The organism is Chitinophaga eiseniae (genome assembly GCF_012641265.1).
Taxonomy (GTDB): Bacteria; Bacteroidota; Bacteroidia; order Chitinophagales; family Chitinophagaceae; genus Chitinophaga; species Chitinophaga eiseniae_A.
In genome coordinates this window covers 1-26,576 of the sequence record NZ_JABAHZ010000007.1, presented here as the reverse complement: position 1 = coordinate 26,576, position 26,576 = coordinate 1, and the positions used below count along the sequence as shown (strand labels likewise).

The window sequence follows — 26,576 nt, the reverse complement described above, 5'->3', positions numbered from 1 at the left end:
AGGCGGTGCTAGTAAAAGTTCTTTCTTTCCAGGTAGTTATGCATAGTAATAAACGATCCTTCAGCGGAGAGATCTTTCAACAGCTTACTTATTCTGTCCTGCAATACCGGCCCGGCGTGTCTTTTTGTATAGGCAGGAATGTTATAATCTTTCAGATCAACAAATTCCCAGGGATGGAAATAGAGACATAAATAGCCATCCTTTTTCAGGGTTTGGATAGCGAGACGTTTAAATAGTGCGTAGGGGTAATTCTTAAATGCCAGCCAGAACAAGGGAATTCGCAGGTTAGGACTCACAGCGGCAGGTACCCGCAACATATCGTTTTCCGTGTAAACAGTACGGGGCTTTGAGCGATAGTTATATCGTCCGGGAATCCAGGTGGGATTGATGGAGGAATCGTACAGATAACCAGCCGCTTTCACGTCGCTCATTTCGACATGGCGCATGCGGGGCATACGCAGACCATATACCGGTTGTTGGGTGATATGCTCCAGGCAACGTTTGCTTTCGAGCAGATCAGGTACAGAAAAGGAAGAATGATAAAAAGTGTGGGAGGCTATTTCGTGTTTGCCAGCTATCTCCTTAATGTCTGTAGGAAATGTTTGCGCGAAATTGGCGGTGGTAAAAAAAGTACTGGTCGCCCCGGCATTATTCACAATGTTCATGGTAACTACCAGTCCTTCATGTCCGACACGCATTTGATCGGCCATTTCGATAGGCTGCTGGTATTCCAGGGGCATATCAAATTCTTCTACGTCAAAGCTCAATAATACAAAACGTTCCGTACTCATATCCTGTCCTTTACAATGCTTTCTCCCTAACCAGTTTGTTATCTTTTATAATATATCTTTCCTTTACAATGCTATTTTGTTCGATCAGGTAATTTTCTCTCAACAGGCTGCCATCTTTCATCACATTACTTTCCCTTACGAGGTAAACAGGGCGCTGTTTACTTTGAGAAAACAGTTTGCCGAGATATAGCCCTATAATACCCAGTATCATTAACTGCAGTCCTCCAAAGAAAGCGATGGTAACGATAATCGATGCCCAGCCGGAAATAGGATGCTCGAATACCAGGCTAAAAATGACGTAAGGTACGTATAAGGAAGAAAGCAATGCAAATGCAAATCCAAGGTAGGTAGCGGCATACAGGGGGCGGGTACTAAAGGAAGTAAAGCCGCGCACTGCCAGCGCAATCATTTTTTTATAGGTATATTTAGATTCCCCGGAAGAGCGTTGCTCTGGGACGTATTCTATGCCTAATTGCTTATAGCCGGTCCATTTCACCAATCCCCGGAAGAAAAGGTCATTTTCCTGCATGTTACGCAGTACGTTTACCACTACCCTATCGAGTAAACGAAAATCGGCAGCTCCTTTTTCTATTTTAATATCAGACAGCCGGTTCATCACGGAATAGAACAGGTTGGAAGTTTTCCTCTTCATGTAAGGTTGCGTAGGGTCTTCCTTCCTGATGGTATAAACGACTTCATAACCAGCTTCCCATTTCTCGATTAAAAGTGGGATGAGTGCCGGTGGATGTTGCATATCTCCATCCATGCTGATCACACAGTCGCCATCGGCCATATCCAGTCCTGCCTTGAGGGCAGCCTGGTGACCGAAATTCCTGGAGAAAGAAATAAAACGGATGTTGTCATACACGAGGGAAAGCCTTTTTAGGTTATCCAGGGTAGCATCACTGCTACCATCGTCTACGAATATGACATTAAAGTTATACGGCAATGGTTCAAATACCCGCTGCAGTGCATCATTGAGGCGTATTACATTCTCTTGTTCGTTATAAACCGGTACAACGATGGAAACTAGCTTTTTCATCTTATACACAAATTTTATGATCGTCGAATTTACCAGCTGCTGCTTCTTTAATCAGCAACAGCCATACTATCAGGCAGGGCAATGCTTTCAAGGCATAAGCCCGTATTAAATGTACTTTCACATACTGGGGAAAAAGATCTGTTGTTGACAGGCTGGTAAGCACGATGGCTAATACCAGAACGGCATTTACCCATGCTGTCTTTTTCTCCTGTAAAACATACCAGATACCTACTCCTACCATCGCAATTACGTAGGTGGCGGATTCTGCTGAGTTGCTGAATATCACAACGGCAATCAATGTCAGTGCCAGGTAGCGCATGCGATAGCATAAGCTTTTATACTGCGATGTGCGTAATAAAGGCAGTCCAAAAATGATTACCGCCGGTATCAGCACATATAAATCTTTAAAACTGGTTGTCTGAAAAGTGCGCCTAACCATTCCCATTACGGAGATATCCTGCATATTACTGGCGCTGAGCCCGCTTATATTCTGGATTACTTTGTCGCTGAGCGCATGATACCAGTCAGCATACGACTGAATAATAAATGCGGGCGAGGAGATTACCATTGGCAGACAAAACAATAGGATCATCCACATGATAAGATATCCAACGAATTTTACCTGGTGTTTTGAAAACAGGAAAAAAACGATGGCGGCGATGCCATATAATTTTGTCAGGAAGCCCAGGGCTATGAAAAAAGTAGCCCAGATATCCCTCTCCTCTTCTACCAATACAAATGCAAAAATTATAAAGGCAGCCGTCATGGTGTTAAACTGAACATTATGACTGGCTGTCATCATATCTACCACACTGATGAGTAATACGATCAGGAAATTTTGCTGGGTGAGTGGCAGCTTTTTAATCGCCAGCCATAACACCGCGGCATTGGCCAGGGTCCAGCATATTACTCCCAGCGCATCTGGCAAAACGGCAAAAGGAGCGATGATGAGGCTAAATACCGGGCCGTAGTGATTGACATCAAAATATTCGGATGGATATTCGAGGTAGAGGTTTTTCCGTTCGAGGGTATGCCAGAAAACCTGTTTGAAAATGAGATAATTATTGAATGATTGGTGCAGATATTCAGCCAGGCCTGCGATAAAAGCCAGTGCAAACCACAGCAACACAGGTAGTGAAATGCTCCATTTTTTAGACCCCTTGAACTCCGCAAACAAAAAATTCATAAATCTCGGCTTATTAAATCTCCATCCTATTATATTTATTGATTAGCATAGGATTATACATCTCAATAAATACAATTACAGGTATTTCGTAAAATCATCATTTGATAGCCAGCTTGCCCAATACCTTATTGTGTTGTTAGTTACTACAGTGCTAACAGACCATTGATACTGCCCCAAGGCTTCCTGATCGGATTTCGGCAGGGCAGTATCTCATCCAGGCCAGGAACCAGGGTATCCTGGTTCTTTGTTTTAAACAGTTGCAGGAGGTATTTTCTAATAATTCACGTTGTTAAACCTGTTATCAGTTGGCTATCAGTAAAATAAAGGCTTAGCTAGTTTATGTCTACAAATATTGACGTAAAAAAACGGGTTCCCCTCTATCAAATTATCGACTTTACATAAAAAAAGGTCCCGTAAAACAGGACCCATGGCAGCTGGCAAAAAGTAAATTTCAGTTGTAGGTTATTATTACCACCGAAAATATCGAATATTCTTTTCCTGACAATAGCATGTTCATGTCAGTTCGGAGCAAAAAAAAGGGTTGTTCCGTTGGTACGGAACAACCCCTTGGGTATAAAAAGCTAGATTAAGCGTTTACTTTACCTTTTACTTTAGCGATCACTTCTTCAGCTACGTTGTTTGGAGCTGGAGCATAGTGGGAGAACTCCATGATGGAGCTTGCGCGGCCGGAAGACAGGGAACGCAGCTGAGTTACGTAACCGAACATTTCGCTCAGTGGCACTTTAGCTTTGATTACCTGAACACCGTTTTTGGCGTCCATACCTTCCAGCATACCACGACGACGGTTCAGGTCACCTGTAACATCACCCATGTATTGATCTGGAGTTTGAACTTCCACTTTCATGATTGGCTCCAGCAATACTGGTTTTGCTTTGCGGGCAGCTTCACGGAAGGCTTGTTTAGCACACAACTCGAATGACATTGCATCGGAATCCACCTGGTGGAAAGAACCATCAAACAGACGAACTCTTAAGCTTGTCAGCGGGAAGTTAGCGAGAACACCCTGGTTGAGAGATTGTTCGAAGCCTTTCTGTACAGCAGGGATGAACTCTTTAGGGATCGCACCACCAAAGATATCATTGATGAACTGTAAGGATTTACCTTCGTTTTCTTTCAGCCATTCTGCGTCAGCAGGTCCGATTTCAATCTGGATATCAGCAAATTTACCACGACCACCGGTTTGTTTCTTGAATACCTCACGGTGTTCAACTTTGGTAGTCAGGGCTTCTTTGTAAGCTACTTGAGGAGCACCCTGGTTAACTTCTACCTTGAACTCGCGACGCATACGGTCAACGATGATTTCCAGGTGAAGCTCACCCATACCGCTCAATACGGTTTGGCCGGTTTCTTCGTCAGTTTTAGCTTTCAGGGTAGGATCTTCTTCTACCAGTTTAGCGAGGGCCATACCCATTTTATCAACGTCTGCCTGAGTTTTAGGCTCAATAGCGATGCTGATAACTGGTTCTGGGAAAGTCATAGATTCCAGGATAATTGGTGATTTTTCATCACACAGGGTATCCCCGGTTTTGATATCTTTAAAACCAACAGCAGCACCGATATCACCAGCTTCGATGAAATCGATCGGATTCTGCTTGTTAGCGTGCATCTGCATGATACGGCTGATACGTTCGTTTTTACCGGTACGGGTGTTCAGTACATAAGAACCTGCATCCAGGTGACCGGAATAAACCCGGAAGAACGCCAGACGACCTACGAAAGGATCGGTTGCGATTTTGAACGCCAGGGCAGACAGTGGTTCTTTCGCATCTGGTTTACGCTCGATTTCCTCACCGCTGTCCGGATCAGTACCTTTTACTGCTTCCACATCCATTGGAGAAGGCAGGTAGCGGCAAACCGCATCCAGCATCTTCTGTACACCTTTGTTTTTGAAAGAGGAACCGCACATCATAGGAATGATAGCGATATCGATGGTAGCTTTACGGATCGCTTCGTGGATTTCAGCTTCGGAGATAGAGTTAGGATCTTCGAAGAATTTCTCCATCAGGGTGTCATCATATTCAGCAACTGCTTCTACGAGTTTAGCTCTCCATTCTTCAGCTTCTGCCACCATATCTTCAGGAATAGGAATTTCCTGGTAAGTAGCACCTTTTCCTTCTTCGTCCCAGATGATACCTTTCATGGTAATCAGGTCAACTACGCCTTTGAAGGAATCTTCCGCACCGATTGGCAGGGTCAAAGGAACGGGGTTAGCACCCAGCATTTCTTTTACCTGTTTTACCACGTTCAGGAAGTCAGCACCAGAACGGTCCATTTTATTAACGAAACCGATACGGGGTACACGGTAGCGGTTAGCCTGGCGCCAAACGGTTTCAGACTGAGGTTCAACACCGGATACAGCGCAGAATAATGCCACCAGACCGTCCAGTACACGCAGGGAACGTTCTACCTCTACGGTAAAGTCCACGTGACCTGGAGTATCGATGATATTGAATTTATATTGTTTGGTATCAGGTAAGGCTTTACCTTGTAAGGTTGGAAAATTCCAAAAACAAGTGGTTGCCGCAGATGTGATGGTAATACCTCTTTCCTGCTCCTGTGCCATCCAGTCCATTGTAGCAGCACCCTCGTGCACCTCTCCAATTTTGTGGGATTTACCTGTATAATACAGGATACGTTCTGTGGTAGTGGTTTTACCCGCATCAATGTGCGCCGCAATACCAAAGTTCCTTTGAAATTTTAAGTCTGCCATAATATTAAAATGACTAAATAATGCAATTTGGGGGGCAAAGGTAATTTATTTTTAACAATAAATAAAACGCGGAGTTTTTCCAAATTGTTATTTCTTTTTGGCGACCACAGGCGTCAAAACACATTAAGATTATTAAAAATGAATAGTTTCCCCAAAACCAGTTTTAAGTCTTTATCTACCATTTTTTTTTCAAATACAACCAAAATTTAAATCATCATTTTCCAATTGTTTTAATTCGTTCAATTTAGTGGTAGTTAGATTAGTTGAGCCCCAACATCGAGAAGAACCATATAGCATCAAATCGGATGAATATATTCAGCATTGTTTTAAAATCATATTAATCATGAGAAAAACTTTACCTACCGTGCATGACGATATCCACATAAGATGATTACCCCTGCATTGTAGCCGAATTTCCACCCCTTGTTTATTGATTAACAACCTCATATGAGAACACTTGCACTCAGATGCGCCACTGCATTGTTTTTACTGACATGTCTTTGCCTGTCAACCAAAGCCCAGATTATCCTGCACCGGCAGGTAGTAGCCACCGGCGGTACGTCGGGCGCTACGCCGAAAATGATGATTTCCTATACCGTGGGAGAGGTTGCCGTGCAACCGATTACCAACGGGAAATTATTATTGACACAGGGTTTCCAGCAACCGGAAGACTTTCCCAAACTGCCACAAGGTACCAATCCTCTGAAGAGTTATATCCTGTTTCCCAATCCTGCAGTCACCACCACCAAGATCCAATTTGACCTGCTTTCGAATGCAAACATTACCCTTGAACTGATTAATCCGGCGGGTCAAACCATTTACCATCAATACCTGGAACTAGGGGGAGGCAGGAATACAGTGGTATTGCCTGTAAACCACTTTGCTGCAGGTATCTATACCGTGGTAATAAATGTAAGCGGGCAGGTTTCATTTGAAAAACTCATTGTGCAATAAGTTACTGCGTTGCACTTTATCACTACTTAACCAATGTTGTTATGAAATACAGTTATACAATTATGCTTTTCACAAGTATACTGGCAACTGGTATCCGTTTATCAGCACAAAAAACTACCCAAAGGCCGCCCAATGTAGGCGCCAGTTTCCTGTTGGTGAACCCGGATGCCAGAAGTGGCGGTGTGGGCGATGCCTGTACCGGGTTAAGCCCGGACGCCAACTCGCTGTTTTCCAATGCCGCCAAAATTATGTTTGCGGGAGACTGGGGAGTCAGCGCCTGCTATTCGCCCTGGATGTGGGAACTGAATAATAACCGGTCTAATATGGCCTATGTATCCGGTTATAAGACATTTAACGGCACTGAAGGGTTGGGCGTATCTATGAAATATTTCAACTATGGATCAGTGACCTTCCGGGATGATAACGGTACTGTAATGCAGGATTACAACCCCAAAGAATTTGCCATTGATGCCGCCTATGCCCGGAAGCTAGGGCAACATATGTCGCTGGCACTGAGTATACGGTATATCAGGAGTCAGCTGGGCCAGGGCACCTACAACAGCATACAGCAGAAGCCCGCATCCGGCGTAGCTGGCGATATCAGCTATTATTACCAGAACAGTGTGGATAAGCTGGACTTTGGCAACCGGTACTCTTTCGGCGTGAGTATTACCAATATCGGTACCAAGCTCCAGTACTCCGATGATAACAACCGTAAGAGCTTTTTGCCGATGAACCTGCGTATCGGTGGCGGCTATACGTTTGTGCATACCCAGGATCATGAATTTACTGTGTCGGTAGATATCAATAAGTTGCTGGTCCCTACTCCCCCACTCTATGCGCTGGATTCCAACGGTATAGAAACCGACCAGATTTTAAAAGGTAAAGATCCTAACCGGGGAGTGGTAGATGCCATGTTTTCCTCGTTTGGCGATGCTCCTGGCGGCTTTCACGAAGAACTACGGGAATTCACCATTGGCTCAGGTATAGAATATGCTTACCGGCAGGCTTTTTTTGTACGTGCCGGATATTTCTACGAACATCCCAATAAAGGTTACCGGCAGCATTTCTCTTCAGGTCTGGGTTTACGGGTTTCCAACCTGGAACTTGATATCGCTTACCTGATGCCTGTGGGGGAAAGCCTGGTGCAAAAAAGAACCCTGAAGTTTTCGCTGGTATACAATATCGGCAGATCCCGGCACGAGACTTCTGAGCAATAAACTATAGCCATCAATACTTTTTCAATATTTACAACACATCCATATATGAAATCACTTATCATACTTTCTATTCTACTTACCACGGGCTTATTACCATATGTATATGGACAAGAGAAACCAGAGAACACCAGTGGCCGTACCGGGAGATCTATTGATGTACTGTTTCCTACGCTGCGAAAAGATATTAGTGATATGAATGCCAGATCTGGTACTTCCACGCCTGACCGTACGGTAATATCTACCCCTACCAAAAAGCGGTTATTTACCAATTATCAACCTGCTACTACCCGGCCAAATGCTGCCCCTACCGTTCTCAAAAAAGCGGCAACATTGCCTTCGGAGGCCTCTTCAAAGGAATCGGCCGACCGGGTGAAACAAGCCAATCCGGTTCAACCGGCTAAAGTAACTATCCCCAGCCAGGGCGAAGCCAGGGAAATCACAAATCCAGTAAGAGCAACTCCCGTAAAAAAACACTAAACGTACTGTTACTACTACAAAATCTTTATTATGAAAAAGATATGTTACCTGACTCTTGTACTGTTAATAGCGTCCTTTCAGTTTGTTTCGGCCCAGAGTGGGCTTACAGGTACCAACTACCAGGCTGTAGCCCGCAATGTGAATGGCACCGCACTTAGCAATCAATCATTGACAGTACGTTTTTCTATCCTGGGTGGCTCCGCAGCCGGACCGGTGCAATACCAGGAAACCCATACCACTACCACCAATAATGTAGGATTGTTCACTTTACAAATCGGTAAGGGCACGCCGGTCACAGGCACTTATAGTACTGTTCCCTGGGCTGATGCCAATCAATATTTAAAAGTGGAAGTATCTATGAATGGCGCCAATTTTAGCGAGCTAGGCACTTCCCAGTTAATGAGCGTCCCCTATGCTCTTTTTGCGGCTAACAGTACTCCCGGGCCGGTGGGGCCACAAGGCGCCAAAGGCGATCCTGGGCCCACAGGACCTACGGGACCGGTAGGACCTGCGGGAGCCATAGGACCACAAGGCGTAAAGGGAGATCCGGGAATAGCGGGACCAGTGGGACCCATTGGACCTGTTGGGGCTGTAGGGCCAACGGGGGCTGTAGGACCACAGGGAGCTAAGGGAGATCCAGGTATAGCGGGGCCGGTAGGACCGATAGGACCCGCTGGCGCCGTGGGACCACAGGGTGCTAAAGGAGATCCGGGAATAGCTGGACCAGTAGGGCCAATTGGACCTGCTGGCGCCGTGGGACCACAGGGTGCTAAAGGAGATCCGGGAATAGCCGGACCGATAGGGCCAATGGGACCTGCTGGCGCCGTGGGACCACAGGGTGCTAAAGGAGATCCGGGAATAGCCGGACCGATAGGGCCAATGGGACCTGCTGGCGCCGTGGGACCACAGGGAGCTAAAGGAGATCCGGGAATAGCTGGACCAGTAGGGCCAATTGGACCAGCAGGTGCGGTAGGCGCAGCAGGACCGGCAGGACCACAGGGGCCGGTGGGACCTATCAACGGTGCAGCGGGAGGAGACCTCAGCGGCAACTATCCCAATCCGACTGTAAATGCCTTACAGGGAAAACCGGTTAGCACCACTGCCCCGTTAGCGGGACAAATTTTAAGATATGACGGCGCGCAATGGGCAGCAAGTGTTGCCGGGGGTGGCTTTTCCTTGCCATTCATCACCGTGGAAAATAATGCCTCTACGCTATTCAGCATTACCAATGATGGTGATGGTACCTCCATTGAGGGAGCGAATAACACCACCACTTCCAGTATTGCAGCTGTAAGGGGAATTATCAATTCTACTGCGCCCGGCGGTTTTTCTGCTGCTGTGCGAGGCATTAACAATGGCACCGGTGGTCTGGGTATCGGTACATGGGGGTCACAAAATGGAAGCGGATGGGGCGTATATGGTGTTACGCCAAATGGCCTTGGCGTTTATGGAAATTCAAGCGCGAATGGCACAGGCGTATATGCCAATAGTAACTCGGGTACGGGTTTGACTGCCACCAGCGTGAATGGTATTCCGGCTTCGATCTCGATCTTTAACAATGCCAACAACAATAGTGTACTGAATGCCTCGACTGTGGGAAATGGTAGCGTGATAAATGTTACCACTACCGGCAATGGCGCGGGGATTATAAGCTCTACAGGCGCCGGCTTCGGGGTACACGGAATTACCAGTGCCCAGACATCGGCCGGTGTTGTAGGGGATAATAATGGGGCAGGAGAGGCGGTAGTAGGCCGTACCACTTCTGATATTGCCGGAGCGGTAGTTGGGCGCAATGACGGCGGCGGGTATGGCGTGAGAGGCTTTATTGCCACTAATACCACTGGTACTGGTATTGGTGTGTATGGCCAGGTAGGTTTAAACAACAGTAGTGGAAGGGCTGGGCGTTTTGAGAATTTTAATGCTGACAATATAGCTGCCAACACATTGGAAGTTGCCTCCAATGGTAAGGGTAACATTCCGGATAATACGTTGGGGAACGCGGCCTCTTTTAAACTGGATAATATCAACAGTGTAGGCGCTGCCGTGAGAGCTGAGGTAAATACACAGTTTGGCAACTTCGGCGCTGCCGGCGTATTCGGTATTTCCTCCGGTACCGGTGGACGTGCGGGCCTGTTCTATGCTTCCAACCCGGCGGGTAATGGTGCGTCGCTGGTAGCTTTGACAGATGGTAATGGTAATGCCATTACTGCAAATGCCGGCAAAGACGGAAATGGTGTGGAAACAAATATAGATGGTGCAGGTAATGCGCTGTACGCCTGGGTCCCCTCCTTTGCCACAGGCAGGGCAGGCAGGTTCGAAATTTTCAATGAGAGCAACACCAGCGATGTTATTACCGTGAAAACCGTTGGTAATGGCACGGCAGGTAACTTCCTTGTAGACAGGACTACCGGTACCTCACCTGCTGTGAAGGGAGAGGTAAATTCCATATTTGCCAATTTCGGTACCGCCGGTGTATATGGCGTATCCTCGGGTACCGGGGGCTATGCGGGGTTATTCCACTCTTCCAATCCTGCGGGTAATGGGCCCGCAATACTGGCCCTGACCCAAGGAAATGGCGAGGGTATTAAGGCCAATGCTGGTGGAAATGGCAATGGGGTGGAATCTTCCTGTGATGGAGGTGGTAGTGCCATCTATGCCTTTACTCCGAACTTCGGAACTGGTAGAGCTGCCAGGTTTGCCAATTTCAATACTGGCAACGGCCAGAATACTGTACAGATAACCAATGCGGGAACCGGTAGTGCTATGCTGATAAACCACACCGGTGCCTCTGGCAATCTGGCTGTTTTCCAGAGCGCAGGAGGTAACGTTGCACGTATTAACAAGGCAGGCCGGGGCTTCTTTAACGGTGGTACTCAAAACGCCGGAGCTGACGTAGCAGAATCCTTTGCAGTTGCAGGTATGCGGGAGGCTTATGAACCCGGAGATGTACTCATTATTGCTACCAATGCCGACCGCATGGTAGAAAAATCATCCGAGCCCTATTCCAGCCTGGTAGCAGGTGTATACGCCACCAAGCCAGGGGTGCTGTTGACCGAAAAAGATATAGACGAGGATAATAACAGTGAAGTACCCATGGGGGTTATTGGCGTTATTCCCACCAAAGTATGTAACGAAAATGGCAATATCAGCCGGGGCGATTTATTGGTCACCTCCAGTAAAGACGGATATGCTATGAAAGCCGATGTGGATAAACTGAAACCCGGACAGGTGATTGGTAAAGCTTTACAGGAATTTAGCGGTGAAACAGGAAAGATTAAGGTACTGGTAAACGTAAAATAAATTGAATTTTCTTCTGTACTGGCAGGCATCCTGAAAGAGGGGCCTGCCTTCTATTTATATAAAGCATTGTGTTATAAACAGGCATTAGAATCGTTAGCCGGGGCGTAGGCAGTTGTTGGGGTTGTCCATCTCATCAAACCCCAAAAGCTATTATTTACTCTTTCTTCTATTAAATAAAACAGCTTCAAATGAAACTATTCTACACAGTGCTTTGTCTGTTTATGGCAGCCATAGCACAAGCACAAACCGGGAAAGTGCCTATTAAACAAGGTAGTCCTACCGGGCAACTGAACCGGGCATCCCTGGATAACAACAAAGTACCTATTAAAGGGGGTGGCGCTAACGCATCTCCTACAGGTAATCACCTATCGGTGACATCCATATCAGATGTCAAAATACCTGTAAAAGAAGGCGGTAGTGTGGGTACTAGTTCTACTCATATCAACCGGCCGGCCGGGCGAATATCAGAAAGCACCAAAGGCCCTTCTGCTCAGGAGCTTCCCGCTAAATCCGATATAAAAGTGATTGTACCAGCTGTACCATTCACCACGCAGCAAGGTACTCCTCCCAACACGATTGTACAGCCCCCCAAAACCTCTGTTATCAAAAGAGAGGCAAAAAACTAAAACAGACCCCTTATGAAACGAATTATATTTTTAACCATCATCGCCTTGTTTCCCACATTGCTGCAACTACGCGCTCAGAGCGGATTACAAGGCATCAACTACCAGGCGGTAGCCAGGAATATGAATGGGACTACCCTCCCCGCTCAGGCGCTAAAAATCAGGTTTACCATTTTAGGAGGATCTGCCTCTGGAAACGTGCAATACCAGGAAACGCAGGATGTGACTACCAACCAGGTAGGGCTTTTTACTGCGCAAATTGGTAAAGGCGATGTTGTATCCGGCACCTTTGCCGGTGTTCCCTGGGCCCAGGCCAATCAGTATTTACGGGTAGAGGTATCTTCTGGTGGAAATAATTTTACAGAACTGGGTACTTCACAATTAATGAGTGTGCCCTTTGCTATTTATGCGGCAAACAGCGCGCCGGGGCCGGCAGGGCCGCAAGGACCTAAAGGTGACCCTGGTGTAGCGGGAGTACAAGGTCCGAAGGGAGATCCGGGCGTAGCGGGCCCCACAGGGGTAACGGGGCCGGTGGGACCACAGGGGCTTAAAGGGGATCCCGGCAATGTAGGGCCACAGGGTGCCACCGGGCCCGCAGGGCCTGTTGGCGTAACCGGTGCCATGGGGCCACAGGGGCTTAAAGGAGATCCCGGCAATGTGGGGCCGCAAGGAGCTACAGGACCTATAGGCCCAGTGGGGCCCATAGGATTGCAGGGACCTGCCGGGCCCGTAGGCGCAACCGGGGCAGTGGGGCCAGCAGGGCCGATTGGTCTTACAGGTGCTACCGGACCCGCAGGACCGATAGGATTAACAGGACCTCAGGGATTGCAGGGACCTGCAGGACCGGTGGGTACCGCAGGTGCTACAGGAGCCGTAGGGCCAGCGGGGCCTATTGGACCGACAGGCACTACCGGACCGGTTGGCCCAATCGGGCCTGCAGGACCACAGGGACCTCAAGGTCCTCCGGGAAGCATCACTGCTTCACCTGCGGGTGGCGACCTAACGGGCAACTACCCCAATCCTCTTATCGGTAATGGCAAGGTGACTGCGGCGAAAATTGCCGCTGGCGTCATTCCCACTACGTTACCGCCCAACGGTCCGGCAGGCGGCGACTTACAAGGAACTTATCCCAATCCCGGAGTAGCCAGATTACAGGGAATAGCTGTTAATACCGTGGCTCCTTTAAGCGGACAAGTATTGCAATATGACGGAACCAAATGGACGCCGGCAACAGCCGGAGCGCCCTTTGCACTTCCTTATGCCAATACTGTGAATTTGCCGGGCACAGTGTTTTCCATTACCAATCAAGGCGATGGTACAATACTGGAAGGCGTTAGTAATAGTACCAGTGCCAGTATTGCCGCACTGAGGGGAATTGTTTCGTCCACTTCTCCAGGTGGCTTTTCCACCGCCGTGAGAGGCATCAATAACGGCACCAGCGGTCTTGGTATAGGTGTATGGGGATCGCAGAATGGAAGTGGATGGGGCGTATATGGCAGCACTCCTACGGGAATCGGCGTATATGGCAACGCCACTGGTGCAGGTATTGGCGTATATGCCAACAGTAGTTCCGGCACTGGGTTGACCGCTATCAGCAACACAGGTATAGCTGGATCCTTTCTAATCAGCAACAATGCGAATAATTCCACTGTATTGCAGGCCAGTACCACCGGAAACGGCGTGGCCGTTAACGGCAGTACAACAGGCTCCAATAATGCTGTAGTAGGAAACAGCTCCGGAGGCAGCGGTGTATATGGAGCTACTGCTACCATAAGTGGCGCCGGCGTGCTGGGAGACAATACTGCCGGCGGTGAAGCTGTAACTGGTCGTACTAAAAGTATTGGAACGGCCACTGGCGCTGTAGTGGGAAGAAATGACGGAGTCGGTTATGGCGTTTATGGATTTGCCACTACCGATGTCAGTGGTAATGCCATTGGCGTCTTGGGACGGGCAGGCATAGGCGGAGGCACTGGCCGGGCAGGATTCTTTGAAAATCTTAACACCGCAGATACCCACAATGTACTGGAGGCGGTAAGTACGGGCCAGGGAGTTATAGCAGACCATTCGCAGGGAAATGCGGCGAACTTCTTTGCCAATAATGCCAATGGCGTTGGCGCTGGTGTACGTGGAGAAGTTAACAGTATTTTTGGGAATAATGGTACGGCGGGTGTATATGGTGTGGCTTCTGGTACCGGTGGTTATGGCGGTTATTTTGAACATTCCAGCACTACAGGTTTTGGGAATGCGCTGGCTGTAATCAACAAGGGACAAGGAAATGGCATGACAGTCACCCAAAGTGGCCCTAGTGGCAGCGCTGTATTTGTTCAAAATACAAACAATACCAACAGTGCCGATAATACCATCCAGGTAACCTCCACAGGCCCGGGGAATATTCCCGATAATAGCAAGGGTAATGTTGCCAACTTCTTCGCAAACAACACCACTGCTGTTGCTGCGGCAGTGCGGGGAGAGGTAAACAGTTTATTTGGCAATGCCGGCACTGCAGGCATATACGGGGTAGCCTCCGGAACCGGGGGATATGGCGGTTATTTTGAACATAGCAACACCACCGGATTTGGACATGCACTATACGTTACAAGCCTGGGGCAGGGTACTGCCACGATACTGGATCATAGTGGCCCCAGTGGTAATGCGGCACTGATTCAAACCTCAAACAATACCAACACTGATAACACCTTACAGGTAACCAGTATCGGGCCTGGCGTGATAGCAGATCACTCGTTGGGAAATGCCGGCAATTTCTTTATAAACAACACTACTGGTGTTGGAGCCGGTGTACGTGGAGAGGTAAACAGTATATTTGGTAATAACGGTACAGCTGGTGTATATGGCATTGCTTCCGGCACAGGTGGATATGGAGGTTATTTTGAACACAGCAGTTCAACCGGCTTCGGCATTGCGCTCCAGGTAGTTAACAATGGGCAGGGATCTGCCTTTGTAGTGAACCATTCAGGAACAAGCGGGGATCTGGCGATATATCAAACGGGAGGCTTTAATATGGCGCGTATTGACCGTACCGGCAGGGGCTTTTTTGATGGGGGCTCCCAGGTGGGTGGAGCAGACGTAGCCGAAGCATTTGATGTAACCGGGGAAAGAGCGGCTTATGAACCTGGGGATGTGATGGTGATTGCGATCAGTGCTGACCGTACCGTAGAGAAATCAACAGAGGCCTATTCTTCACTCGTAATAGGCGTATATGCTACGAAACCTGGTGTACTGATGACAGAAGCTGCGGTAGATACTACCGAAACGGCAAAGATCCCGCTGGGAGTGGTAGGTGTGATTCCAACAAAGGTGTGTAATGAAAATGGACCAATTCACCGCGGCGATATGCTTGTAACCTCACACAAACAAGGCTATGCAATGAAAGCAGATATGGATAAAGTGAAAACAGGCCAGGTAATCGGTAAAGCGTTGCAGGAATTTGATGGGGAGGAAGGTAAGATCAAAGTATATGTAAATGTAAAATAGCGCACGCAAAAAGTATAATCGTGACAGGCATCGGATCTCCGGTGCCTGTTTTTTATTGCTATTTTAGGGGGGACCAAACATAAAAAGGCAAACAGCTCCGAAGGAACTGTTTGCCAAATATATTGAGTTGCCTTTGCAGGCTATAACTAGATTCTGAAGTGAGAGAAAGCTTTATTCGCTTCTGCCATACGGTGAGTATCTTCCTTCTTCTTGAATGCTGCGCCTTCACCTTTGCTTGCTGCTACGATTTCGTTAGCCAGCTTGTCGGCCATGCTCTTTCCGTTTCTTTCACCGGCGTAGCGTACTAACCATTTGATGCTCAGTGATATTTTTCTATCAGGGCGAACTTCAGCAGGAATCTGGAAAGTAGCACCACCGATACGACGGCTTCTAACTTCAACACCAGGAGTAACGTTTGTCAATGCTTTTCTCCAAACCTCGTAACCGTTTTCGCCGGTCATCTGGCTTACCTTATCCACAGCATCGTAGAAAATTTTATAGGCAATGCTCTTTTTTCCTTGTTCCATTACGTTATTAACAAAGCGGGTTACCAGCTTGTCATTGAACCTTGGATCTGGAGCCAGAGGCAATTTTTTTGCAGCTTGCTTTCTCATTTATTGAAAATTACGACTATTTATAATTGTTATTTTTTAGCCTTTTCCTTCTTAGTACCATATTTGGAACGGCTCTGCTTTCTGTCTTTCACACCAGCAGTATCCAGGGAACCGCGAACGATGTGGTAACGAACACCTGGTAAATCTTTTACCCTTCCACCACGGATCAGTACGATAGAGTGCTCCTGCAAGTTGTGACCTTCACCAGGGATATAGGCAATCACCTCAACTTTGTTGGTTAAACGCACTTTCGCTACTTTACGCAGAGCGGAGTTCGGTTTCTTAGGCGTGGTAGTGTATACACGAGTACAAACGCCACGGCGCTGAGGGCAGCTATCTAATGCCCTGGACTTAGACTTAGCCCGGATAATTTCTCTTCCTTTTCTTACTAATTGTTGTATAGTAGGCATTCTTTACCTAGTTTTTTATGTCGGTTTACAATGACATCCAAATTCCCCAGAAAGGGATTTTGGGACGGCAAAGGTAAAACTATATGTGTGAATAACAAAATTGTTTCGAAAATATTTTTGCCGGGATGATCACCTGTATACAGGGAGTGGTCTTAATTATTTTGGTAGGAGCTCAGGATTACCAAAAACCGGACTGCAAAGGTATGTTTTCTCGAAGAAACTACCATAAAAAAATAGGGCCTTTTTATCAGCCCTATTTTTATCTATATATTAATATATAAAGCTCTTATTTCTTATCTATTATATAATTCCAATGACGCGTATCGGCAGTCCGGCCTGTACGGATATCGTCCAGGCGCTGGATCACTTCAGCCCCGATATCATATTTGGAAGTATCCAGTTTAATATGGGTACCCAGGTAATCGAGCTGCTCTACATAGGCCACGCTGGAAGCGGTACCGGTGCCGAACACTTCTCTCAGGGTACCATTTTTATAAGCGGTTACTACCTCGTCGATCGAAATGGGTCTTTCTTCCACCTGGAGGCCCATATCTCTGAGGATATCCATGACACTGGCCCGGGTTACTCCTTCCAGGATGGTACCCTGGGTAAGGTCGGGCGTAATGGCCGTATTGCCGATAATGGCAAACACGTTCATAGTACCGCATTCCTGGAGGTATTTGTGTTCATATCCATCTACCCATAAAATCTGGTCGTACCCTTGTTTCCGGGCCTGCATGGTAGGATACATGGTACCACCATAGTTACCTGCTGCTTTAGCAAAGCCAACGCCACCCGGGAACGCCCGTACGTATTTGTCCTGTACCAACAGCTTGATAGGTTTATTGAAATAGGCTCCTGAGGGAGAGTTAATCACCACAAATTTGTAGGTATCTGAAGGACGTACGCCGATAAATTCATCCGCTGCAATCATGAACGGGCGAAGGTAGAGCGAACAACCTTTACCGGTAGGTACCCAGTCGCGGTCCATATCAATCAGGAGATCGAGGCCGCCAATGAAGAGCCATTCCGGTACTTCCGGCATACCCATTCTTTCTGCGGAGGTATTAAAGCGCTTGTAGTTATCATAAGGCCGGAAGATCATCGGGGAACCCTGGGGATCTTTATAGGCTTTAATTCCTTCAAAAATTGCTTGCCCGTAATGCCAGGCGGCATTAGAAGGACTTACAGACAGGTTTTGGAAAGGCAGGATAGCCGCATTTTTCCATTCTTTACCATCAAAATCGGCCACCAGCATATGGTCGGCATACATTTTACCAAATGCCAGGTTATTAAAATCTACTTCACTCAACCTGCTTTTCGTAGTTTTGGTGACTTTGATCTTCTGTAGTGCCTCTTCCTTAACTGTTGATTTATCTACCATCATGGTTAATCAATTTTATCTCAATATTTTTACACTTTAATCGTTGTGTCGCTGGTAGCCTGAGGGCCCGGCAGTGCAAATAAACTGATTTTTCCCCAGAGGGGTTTTTAATATTAAATTAAATAATAATAAATATGCCACTTGAGCAGCTTGATCTTGATCCGTACTTTTTGGCTAAGATCTTTACCCAGCCGATCATTCCCGGGAAAAGCATGCCGGTTGCCGCCGAAGAAAAAGTGGTGCCCAAAGTCAAATATTTAGGAGAAAATCAAAAAAACATTGCGCTCTTCATACAAAACGAAAACGAAGCGTACTTAAACGAAGAATTATTCAACCTCCTTACCAATATATTAAATGCCTGTAAACTGAGTATGCAGGATGTATCCCTTTTGAATGTCTCGCACCATCCTTCCCTGGCCTTTCCTGACTGGAAAGCTGCCGTGAAGATAACGCGGGGCGTTGTATTTGGGATTGCACCGGAACAGTTAGGATTTAACGATATTCCCTTATATCAACTGGTGACCGTAAATGATACCACGATGTTATTTTCCGATGAATTGACGCTGATTGGAAGCGACAAGTTATTAAAAGCCCGGCTTTGGGCAGGATTGAAACAATTATTAAATATTTAATTTATTTACAATACAACAAGATGAAATTGATATTTGCTACCAACAATCAAAATAAGGTAAAGGAATTCCGGTCGCTGCTGGGAGACCAGTTTGAGATTATCACTCTGCTGGAAGCTGGTATAGACATAGACATCCCGGAACCACATGACACCCTGGAGGCTAACGCCACCGAAAAATCGGCTACCATTCACCGGATGACGGGAGAAAATTGTTTTGCAGAAGACACCGGACTGGAAATCAATGCCCTGGATGGCGCACCAGGTGTTTTATCTGCCCGGTATGCCGGCGAGCAAAAAGAGGCGGCGGACAATATCGTGAGAGTGCTAAAGGAAATGGAAGGTAAAACCGACCGCAGCGCTCAATTCCGTACCGTTATTTCCCTGATATTGGATGGGAAAGAATACCAATTTGAGGGCGTCAGCAAAGGCCATATTACCAATGCCTCCCAGGGCGGTGAAGGTTTTGGGTATGACCCTATTTTTGTGCCTGAAGGAGAAACCCGTGCCTTTGCGGAAATGGAACTGGGTGAAAAGAACCAGTACAGTCACCGGGCCAGGGCCTTCCAAAAATTTGTAGCCTTCCTGAAACAAACAGCAAACGTTTAGCATCTACCTAAAAAAATATAATGGCAAGGATTAAGATAGATTTACCGGCAGCATTTCCTTTTAGTATAGCGATACCCGTACGGATACAGGATGTTAACTATGGCGGCCATGTAGGTAATGATGCGATACTTTCGATTATGCATGAAGCCAGGATCAGGTTCCTGGAAAGTTTGGGTTACAAAGAGCTCGACAAAGAAGCGGGCGCTGGTCTTATTATGGCCGATGTAGCAGTAGCCTATAAAGGCGAAGCATTTCATGGGGATGTGTTTGAGGTGTCTGTAGCCGCCGGAGAATTCAATGCCTTCGGCTTTGAGTTATTTTACCGTATCACAGCTCAACGTAACGCACAAACGATTACCATTGCCGAGGCTAAGACTGGCATGATCTGCTTTGATTATCATCAACGTAAAATAGCGAAACTGGCACCAGACATGAAAACACGCCTGGAAGCCGGTAAATAAACATATTATATGGATACTATTACTTCAGTTAACACCATAGAGCAGGTTATTACGGCCCGTCGTACGGTGAAACCAACCAGCATGAACGGCCGGAAAATAGCCGATGAAACCGTGCAGCAATTATTACAGCTGGCCGACTGGGCGCCTACCCATGGTCATACAGAGCCCTGGTATTTTTTGGTGTACAGCGGCGATAAAGTACAACAATTTTGCGCCGACCATGCCGATCTATACAAGCAATATACACCGGCCGATAAATACATTACCGGCAATTATGAGAAGTTGAAAAACCAGGGGAATCTGGCCTCTCATATCCTGGCTATTTGTATGAAAAGAGGTAATAATCCTAAGATTCCGGCGATAGAAGAAATTGCTGCCGTGTCTTGCGCCGTGGAAAACATCTGGCTGGGAGCTACTGCCTTGAATATAGCCGCTTACTGGGGATCTGGCGGGATGACCTACCACCCTGCTATGCAGGATTACCTGGGTTTAGGAGATGATGACCAGGTACTGGGATTCTTTTATATGGGATATACAGATGAACCTGTGATACCAGGCAGAAGGATAAAACCTTTTGAACAGAAATTCAAATGGATGTAAGTATAAATTAGCAGGGCCTTTGTTTAGTACAAAGGCCCTGATTTTTATGCCACTACAATTGATATCCTTTGGCTTCTGCTTCGAAGCTGGCGATCTGGGTGGCTACCCAATGTTCGTCTTTATGCAGTTCTTCTGCCATGATCCTTGCTACGGCAGGGGCTATACGCATTGCTTCCTTTGCATCCAGCAAGAGGAGGCGGGTACGGCGGGCCAGAAAATCTTCGATGTTGCGGGCCATTTCCTCTCTCACGGCCCATATCACCTGGGCTTTTATAATATGATATTCGCGGCTTAGTTCTTCCTGCAGGTCAGGTTCGCGGGCTACCATCTGGTGGATATGTAACACGTCGCTGCCATAGAAATACCAGGGATCGTTCCAGTTAACATTATGAGTAGCGCCATGGATACGGAGTTCGTGGGTAACAGAAGACGTTTGTTTCCAGCGAAAGGCTTCTTCCAGTTGTTGTATCACATCTTCCGCCATGCGGCGGTAGGTAGTCCACTTTCCGCCAATAATAGTAACCAGGCCGGATTTAGCGACCATGATCTTATGGCTGCGGGAAATTTCTTTGGTTTTATGTCCTTCAGCTTTGGCAGCGGCCAGCGGGCGAAGTCCAGCCCACACGCTGCGTACATCGGAGCGTTGCGGCGGTTTGGCGAGGTATTGTCCGGCAGTGCTAAGGATAAAAGCAATTTCCTTTTCCAGTGCCCTTGGTTCGAGACTAATGTGATTGATAGGCGTATCAGTGGTACCCACTACCACTTTATTATGCCATGGCACTACAAATAATACCCGTCCATCGCTGGTAGCGGGGATCATGAGGGCGTTATGCCCGGGCAGGAAATCGCTGTCGAGGACCAGGTGCACGCCCTGGCTGGCCGCAATAGATTTTGGGGCCCGTGGGTTATCCATCTCCAGAATATCATCGGCAAACACGCCGGTAGCGTTAATAACTGCCCGGGTATTCAGATGGATCTCCTCTCCTCCTTCCAGTGTATCCTTCACCGTTACTCCATTGATATTGCCGCTTCCATCTTTGGTGAGGCTGGTCACCCGCATGTAATTAAGCACCGTACCTCCTTTATCGGAGATAGTTTGGGCGAGATTGATCGCCAGGCGGCTATCGTCGAACTGACCATCGTGATAGAGCACCCCTCCTGCCAGGTTATCTTTTTTCAACGTAGACAAGCGTTCGAGCGTAGCCGATTTGGATATATGTACCGACTTACCGAGACTGAGCCGCCCGGCGAGCCAATCGTACATTTTGAGGCCGATCGTGTATTTAATATTCTCCCAAAAATTAAAAGTAGGAATTACAAACGCCAGGTTACGTACCAGGTGTGGCGCATTAGCCACCAGGCGGCCACGTTCCACACTGGCTTCCCTTACCAATGATACATTGCCCTGCGCGAGGTAACGCACTCCTCCATGCACCAGCTTCGTACTTTTGCTGGAAGTGGATTTGGCAAAATCCACCTGTTCGAGCAGCAAGGTGCGATAACCTCTTGTTACGGCTTCCAGGGCGGCCCCCAGGCCAGTAGCGCCACCGCCTATTACAATTATATCCCAGGGCTGAAGGTCTTTCCGTAGGGCATTTACGAGCATTTCTCTGTTCATAAACTAATTTTCATGGTCTGGCAATGACTTACAAATTACAGCGGAAATAGCGAATGAGCAACCGGATTCCGGAAAACTTAACCGCCAGGCCGGCTAAAAGTTTTAAATTCAGCAACAATTGGGCATAAAAAATGTTCCAACATAAGCATCTACTTTTTACAGACACCTGTTTATATGTTTACCAAAGCTACATGGCTGTTGCCCATTATTATTCTATCTATTATTACCGGCGGTAGTTTTCACGCCCAGGCGCAGCGTAAAAAACAAAAGGCAAAAGTGGATACCATTCACATGGTAACCATCGACAGCGCCACTATCCGGAAAAATATTGCCGCCCTCGCAAAGGATAGCAACCGTATCAAAAAATCCGATACTTCTGTTGCCATATTGATCAATCGCATTGAAGATTACACGCTGATGCTGAACGAGGTAATGAGTTCCCTCCGGCGTGGATTTGACACCGTAGGCATCAGCAACGGACTGCCCATGACAGACACTTCCCTGGCACTGATAAAATATAATATCGCCAGCCTGGGCCGCACTCCCAACATCAACGATATCTATACCAATAAAGTAATGCTGGAACAGCTGCAACGCAAGCTGGACTCCTGGCAGTCGACCCTCTTTTCCTATTATGATAAACTGGTAGGCATTAATGATACTATCTATTCACTGCGGCGGGATTCCGCTATGCGTAACATTCCGGCAGAAAATGAATTGTATGGTTTTTATCTTGGTCAGATCACTAACCTGATCCTTAAATTTCATGCGGTAGACAGTGCCAACAAGGTTAACCTGATCAGGATAGGGCTATTACAGAATAAAGTGGCCAACCGCTATATAGAAGTGTCTAACCTATATGAAGACATGGACTACCGGCTGGAGCAGCATTCCGCCAACATGTTTGCACGCGACTACCGCTACTTGTGGCGACCACACCGGGATAGCATTAATCCCCTGGATTTCTTCCCGGTATTGAAAAGCTCCCTGCATAAGAGTGGTAAGGTGATGGGTATATTTTTCACCATACAATGGCCGGTATTTTTTGTGTGGCTGCTTTTGGCGGTATTGTTTACCTGGTGGGTATACCACAACATCCGGCGTATAAAACAAAATCATACCGAAGAAGAAGGCGAAACGATTTTACAGCATACACAATACCTGTATCGTTTTCCGATAGCCTGTACCGTTGTACTGGTGACTACGTTATCTGCTGTATTATCTATCCGCTACCCTATCCTATTTACCGAAATCACCTGGCTGCTGAATGCTATCGCGCTAACGTTTATTTTCCGCCGGCTGTTATCTCCCACCTTATTCCGGACCTGGCTACTAATGATAGGATTGTTGTTCCTGTATTGCCTGAACAACTTATTGATAGAGGTGACCTACGCTGAACAATGGGGGTTGCTGGCAGGCGCTATTTTCTCCACCGTATTAGGTTACCGGCTGTTAAAAGAGACGGCGCTGAGCACTTTTGCCCCTTCCCGATTTATACGACCGGTAGTAAAGCTGTTTATCGCCACCAGTATTTTTTCGCTGGTGCTGGTGATACTGGCCAGGGTGGGCACCGCAAAGATCATGGGTTCCAGTGCTATTGTTAACACCGTTATGGCTCTTAGCTTATTTACCCTGGTGAAAATATTGATGGAAGCGGTGTACCTGCAGGTAGAGGCAAACAAAGATTCCAGCACCTTCATCTCATTTATGGACTACCAGGATGTACAACGGAAGTCGAAAACCTTCCTGGCCATATTAGCCGTCGTAGGTTGGCTGATCATCATTGCCCGCAATCTTTACCTGTATGACGCCATTCATGAAAGCATTTCCGATTTCCTGTCATCGCCGCACCAGATAGGTAATTCCGACTTTACTTTCAGCAGCATTATTATCTTCATACTGGTGATATGGGTATCTACCGTGGCTTCACAGTTGATTGCCTATATGTTTGGCAGCACCGGGCAAACCACCAGTGGTAAAAAAAACAAATTCGGCTCCGCCTTATTGCTCCTGCGTTTGGCGGTGTTGGCGGGAGGTGTACTACTGGCTTTTGCTGCCTCCGGCATTCCCATGGATAAATTAACCATTGTTATTGGCGCCCTGGGCGTTGGTATTGGCTTTGGCTTGCAAAATGTTGTCAACAACCTGGTATCCGGCATCATCCTGGCTTTCGAGAAGCCTATCGAAGTGGGCGATGTGATTGAAGTCGGCTCCCGTTCAGGCACCGTAAAGGAAATAGGCATCCGTTCCAGTAAAATCAACGCCCCTGACGGCTCCGAAGTCATTATTCCCAATGGAGACCTCATTTCTCAACAGCTGATCAACTGGACCCGCACCAACCGCACCCGTCGCGTTACGTTCCTGATTGGGGTAGGCTATGGCAGCGATGTAAAGCAGGTAACCGATATTATTAAATCCGCCTTCACTGATCGTAAAGATGTGCTGACCCTGCCGGCGCCGGTAGTTCAGCTGATCGAATTTGGCGATAATGCCGTCAACTTCCGGGTGTACTTCTGGGTGGGCGACCTGGATAACGCGGGTACGGCGATGAGCGAGGTGCTTGCCACGATTTATACAGCCCTGAATAACGCCGGCATCGAATTGCCTTACCCACAGCGGGATCTGCATATTAGGTCTATTGATGAGCTGCTGATGAAAAAGTGGGAAAAGCCGGGTACAGATGAAGTTGTTTAAAAAAAATTCTAAAAAAACGGGAATACATTTTGAATTTTCATTTTTAAGCCGTTATCTTTGCACTCCCGTTTTGGGTCAGCAGTCGCTACAGATGGTAGTTACAGCGGGTCAAAAAGGAATATGGCGAGGTAGCTCAGGTGGTTAGAGCGTTGGATTCATAACCCAAAGGTCTCGGGTTCAACTCCCGATCTCGCTACAAGGAAAAAGGCTTTTAAGCAGGTGCTTGAAAGCCTTTTTGTTTTACACACCTTCTTCTTAGGTGAAATTTAGAAGCTGAAGATTTAAGAGGATCTGACTATACGGAAAATTGGATTTAACCTACGCAAGCTATTAGGTAGCTTCACAATTATTTTTTTGATTAATTTATTAGGTACATATTTGTATCTATATATATTCCCACCCATTTACAACAAATCCGTCTAACGTTATGAGTTCAATTACTCTCGGTTACTAAGAGATGAAGATCTTGTCGAGCATTTTCTTGTAAAGGTTCTTCAATTTGACTACATTAAGGATACGCCCAAAATAATTAGAAAAATTGTCACTAGTGAGAAAATGTTAATGGATTTTCGAGAAGATGAGAATACGCTTATCAGTACTAAACACAGAGATAGAAACTACAAAGATGATATTCCTAGATGGAGCTTACGTAAAGAAATAATCAATGAATTATTTACACTACCGAGATTAGAAAATGATGATGATACAATACTAGGTAGTGGTGGCTCACTACCTATATCAGGAATAAAAAATGAAAAAAAAGCCTTTATTTTAATTGGCCCGCCAGCTTCTGGTAAATCTACGATTGCTAATAACATATCCGAACACCATGGTGCAATTATCTTAGATTCTGATTATGCGAAAAGAAAGCTACCAGAGTTTGATTATGACTGTGGAGCTACATTGGTACAAGAAGAATCGAATCGCATCTTATTTGGATTTAGTGACAATAATCCACAAAATATTAAATCAGTTTATGAGTTGGCTTTAGACAACGGCTACAATCTTGTTATTCCCAAAGTAGGACAAGACCCCGGTAGCATAATTAAGATGGCAGATTTTTTAGCCAAAACAGGTTATGAAATTCATTTAACATTGATTTCCCTAAGAAGAAGAGATGCAACAATAAGGGCATTACGCAGATTCAACAACACTAAAAGATATGTACCTCTTGGTTATGTATTTGACCAAGTAGGGAACGATCCATTATTAACTTATTACATAATAAAAGAAAAGGGGAAACAATTTTTCAGTACATTTGGGGCAGTCAGCACTGAAGTAAACCTGTCAGACCATCCTAAATGTATTGATTTGCAAGGAGATAACCCAGCAGCCTTGTATGAGAAAAGTAATGATCGTTTTTATTAGCCTTAACACTTAATAAATTTCTGATGTATAAAATAAGTAAAAGTAATAGAGGGCGTTCGAATGACAATACTAGAAAAGCATTCAAGTTAAGATTTAGAAAAAAAAGCCCAGAGCGTATAGCAATCGAAAAATATAGCAGAGTTATTTCTTATATACAAAAGGAGGAAGCAAATGAAATCGACTTAATGATTGCTTCCACCAAAGCTTATATCCAAAGTAGATAATCGCTATCTCTTTAAAATAGCTAATATGTAAAAGCTCCGATTTGATCCGACAGTAGGATAAATTTTTAGGCAGCTGGAGGTAGATCATCCAGCTGCTTTTCTTTTGCCAAATGTAACGTTTCTTCAAAAGTATGTAGTGGTGTCCTGCCA

Annotated in this window: 21 protein-coding genes and 1 tRNA gene; 13 read left to right on the top strand and 9 right to left on the bottom strand. The window is 46.5% G+C overall.

Annotation, left to right across the window (positions count from 1 at the left end; translation table 11 throughout):
- Positions 1-8 precede the first annotated feature (8 nt).
- The 4 genes from HGH91_RS24335 to fusA all read right to left on the bottom strand — a co-directional run bounded on the left by HGH91_RS24335 (position 9) and on the right by fusA (position 5,750).
- Positions 9-791, bottom strand: a complete 783-nt coding sequence (locus HGH91_RS24335; RefSeq protein ID WP_168741523.1) for a DUF3473 domain-containing protein — start codon at positions 789-791, stop codon at positions 9-11.
- A gap of 10 nt (positions 792-801) precedes the next feature.
- Positions 802-1,833 carry a glycosyltransferase family 2 protein gene (locus HGH91_RS24330; RefSeq protein WP_168741522.1) on the bottom strand — a complete coding sequence of 344 codons (1,032 nt, stop codon included), beginning with the start codon at positions 1,831-1,833 and terminating at the stop codon, positions 802-804.
- A gap of 1 nt (position 1,834) precedes the next feature.
- Positions 1,835-3,019, bottom strand: a complete 1,185-nt coding sequence (locus HGH91_RS24325) for a glycosyltransferase family 87 protein (protein ID WP_168741521.1) — start codon at positions 3,017-3,019, stop codon at positions 1,835-1,837.
- A gap of 586 nt (positions 3,020-3,605) precedes the next feature.
- The gene (gene fusA, locus HGH91_RS24320; protein WP_211092414.1) at positions 3,606-5,750 is read right to left on the bottom strand and encodes an elongation factor G; all 2,145 of its coding nucleotides are present in this window, start codon (positions 5,748-5,750) and stop codon (positions 3,606-3,608) included.
- A gap of 447 nt (positions 5,751-6,197) precedes the next feature.
- Between fusA and HGH91_RS24315 the strand changes: the two genes are divergently transcribed.
- The 6 genes from HGH91_RS24315 (at position 6,198) to HGH91_RS24290 (ending at position 15,816) form a co-directional block, all read left to right on the top strand.
- Complete coding sequence (locus HGH91_RS24315; protein WP_168741520.1) at positions 6,198-6,704, top strand: T9SS type A sorting domain-containing protein; 507 nt, start codon at positions 6,198-6,200, stop codon at positions 6,702-6,704.
- A gap of 41 nt (positions 6,705-6,745) precedes the next feature.
- Positions 6,746-7,924, top strand: a complete 1,179-nt coding sequence (gene porV / locus HGH91_RS24310) for a type IX secretion system outer membrane channel protein PorV (RefSeq protein WP_168741519.1) — start codon at positions 6,746-6,748, stop codon at positions 7,922-7,924.
- A gap of 45 nt (positions 7,925-7,969) precedes the next feature.
- Entirely contained in the window at positions 7,970-8,401 is a 432-nt protein-coding gene (locus tag HGH91_RS24305) for a hypothetical protein (protein ID WP_168741518.1), read from the top strand.
- A gap of 30 nt (positions 8,402-8,431) precedes the next feature.
- Entirely contained in the window at positions 8,432-11,701 is a 3,270-nt protein-coding gene (locus tag HGH91_RS24300; RefSeq protein ID WP_168741516.1) for a collagen-like protein, read from the top strand.
- A 188-nt stretch (positions 11,702-11,889) separates the two neighbouring features.
- Positions 11,890-12,327 (top strand): hypothetical protein, encoded by a 438-nt coding sequence (locus tag HGH91_RS24295; protein ID WP_168741514.1) that lies wholly within the window; start codon positions 11,890-11,892, stop codon positions 12,325-12,327.
- Positions 12,328-12,339: 12 nt separating this feature from the next.
- Positions 12,340-15,816 (top strand): hypothetical protein, encoded by a 3,477-nt coding sequence (locus tag HGH91_RS24290; protein WP_211092413.1) that lies wholly within the window; start codon positions 12,340-12,342, stop codon positions 15,814-15,816.
- A 146-nt stretch (positions 15,817-15,962) separates the two neighbouring features.
- Here HGH91_RS24290 and rpsG read toward each other — a convergent pair whose 3' ends face one another.
- The 3 genes from rpsG to HGH91_RS24275 form a co-directional block, all read right to left on the bottom strand.
- Positions 15,963-16,430, bottom strand: a complete 468-nt coding sequence (gene rpsG / locus HGH91_RS24285; protein ID WP_168741512.1) for a 30S ribosomal protein S7 — start codon at positions 16,428-16,430, stop codon at positions 15,963-15,965.
- A gap of 29 nt (positions 16,431-16,459) precedes the next feature.
- On the bottom strand, positions 16,460-16,840 hold the full coding sequence (gene rpsL, locus HGH91_RS24280; protein ID WP_012789278.1) for a 30S ribosomal protein S12: 381 nt from the start codon (positions 16,838-16,840) through the stop codon (positions 16,460-16,462).
- A gap of 286 nt (positions 16,841-17,126) precedes the next feature.
- A complete protein-coding gene (locus HGH91_RS24275; RefSeq protein ID WP_247651836.1) occupies positions 17,127-18,227 on the bottom strand; it encodes a branched-chain amino acid aminotransferase in 1,101 nt (366 codons plus the stop codon).
- Positions 18,228-18,358: 131 nt separating this feature from the next.
- On the opposite strand from HGH91_RS24275, the gene HGH91_RS24270 reads away from it, so the two are divergent.
- Genes HGH91_RS24270 through HGH91_RS24255 form a run of 4 tightly spaced genes read left to right on the top strand, consistent with a single transcriptional unit; the run spans position 18,359 to position 20,522 of the window.
- The gene (locus HGH91_RS24270) at positions 18,359-18,856 is read left to right on the top strand and encodes a hypothetical protein (RefSeq protein ID WP_168741510.1); all 498 of its coding nucleotides are present in this window, start codon (positions 18,359-18,361) and stop codon (positions 18,854-18,856) included.
- Between the two features lie 20 nt (positions 18,857-18,876).
- Positions 18,877-19,461 carry an RdgB/HAM1 family non-canonical purine NTP pyrophosphatase gene (gene rdgB / locus HGH91_RS24265; RefSeq protein ID WP_168741509.1) on the top strand — a complete coding sequence of 195 codons (585 nt, stop codon included), beginning with the start codon at positions 18,877-18,879 and terminating at the stop codon, positions 19,459-19,461.
- Between the two features lie 20 nt (positions 19,462-19,481).
- Positions 19,482-19,922, top strand: a complete 441-nt coding sequence (locus HGH91_RS24260) for an acyl-CoA thioesterase (RefSeq protein ID WP_168741507.1) — start codon at positions 19,482-19,484, stop codon at positions 19,920-19,922.
- 9 nt (positions 19,923-19,931) lie between these two features.
- Entirely contained in the window at positions 19,932-20,522 is a 591-nt protein-coding gene (locus HGH91_RS24255; protein ID WP_168741505.1) for a nitroreductase, read from the top strand.
- A 52-nt stretch (positions 20,523-20,574) separates the two neighbouring features.
- Here the strand turns inward: HGH91_RS24255 and HGH91_RS24250 are convergent, their stop codons facing one another.
- A complete protein-coding gene (locus HGH91_RS24250; protein ID WP_168741503.1) occupies positions 20,575-22,140 on the bottom strand; it encodes a glycerol-3-phosphate dehydrogenase/oxidase in 1,566 nt (521 codons plus the stop codon).
- A gap of 174 nt (positions 22,141-22,314) precedes the next feature.
- Between HGH91_RS24250 and HGH91_RS24245 the strand changes: the two genes are divergently transcribed.
- From HGH91_RS24245 to HGH91_RS24235, 3 genes are all read left to right on the top strand, one after another.
- Positions 22,315-24,834: a mechanosensitive ion channel family protein gene (locus tag HGH91_RS24245; protein WP_168741501.1), complete on the top strand. Its 2,520-nt coding sequence runs from the start codon at positions 22,315-22,317 to the stop codon at positions 24,832-24,834.
- A gap of 122 nt (positions 24,835-24,956) precedes the next feature.
- A tRNA-Met gene (locus tag HGH91_RS24240) sits at positions 24,957-25,030 on the top strand.
- 365 nt (positions 25,031-25,395) lie between these two features.
- A complete protein-coding gene (locus HGH91_RS24235; RefSeq protein ID WP_168741500.1) occupies positions 25,396-26,202 on the top strand; it encodes a zeta toxin family protein in 807 nt (268 codons plus the stop codon).
- Between the two features lie 141 nt (positions 26,203-26,343).
- Here the strand turns inward: HGH91_RS24235 and HGH91_RS31130 are convergent.
- Positions 26,344-26,576 (bottom strand): hypothetical protein (locus tag HGH91_RS31130; RefSeq protein ID WP_211092412.1); only part of this gene is annotated, 233 nt, incomplete at its 5' end.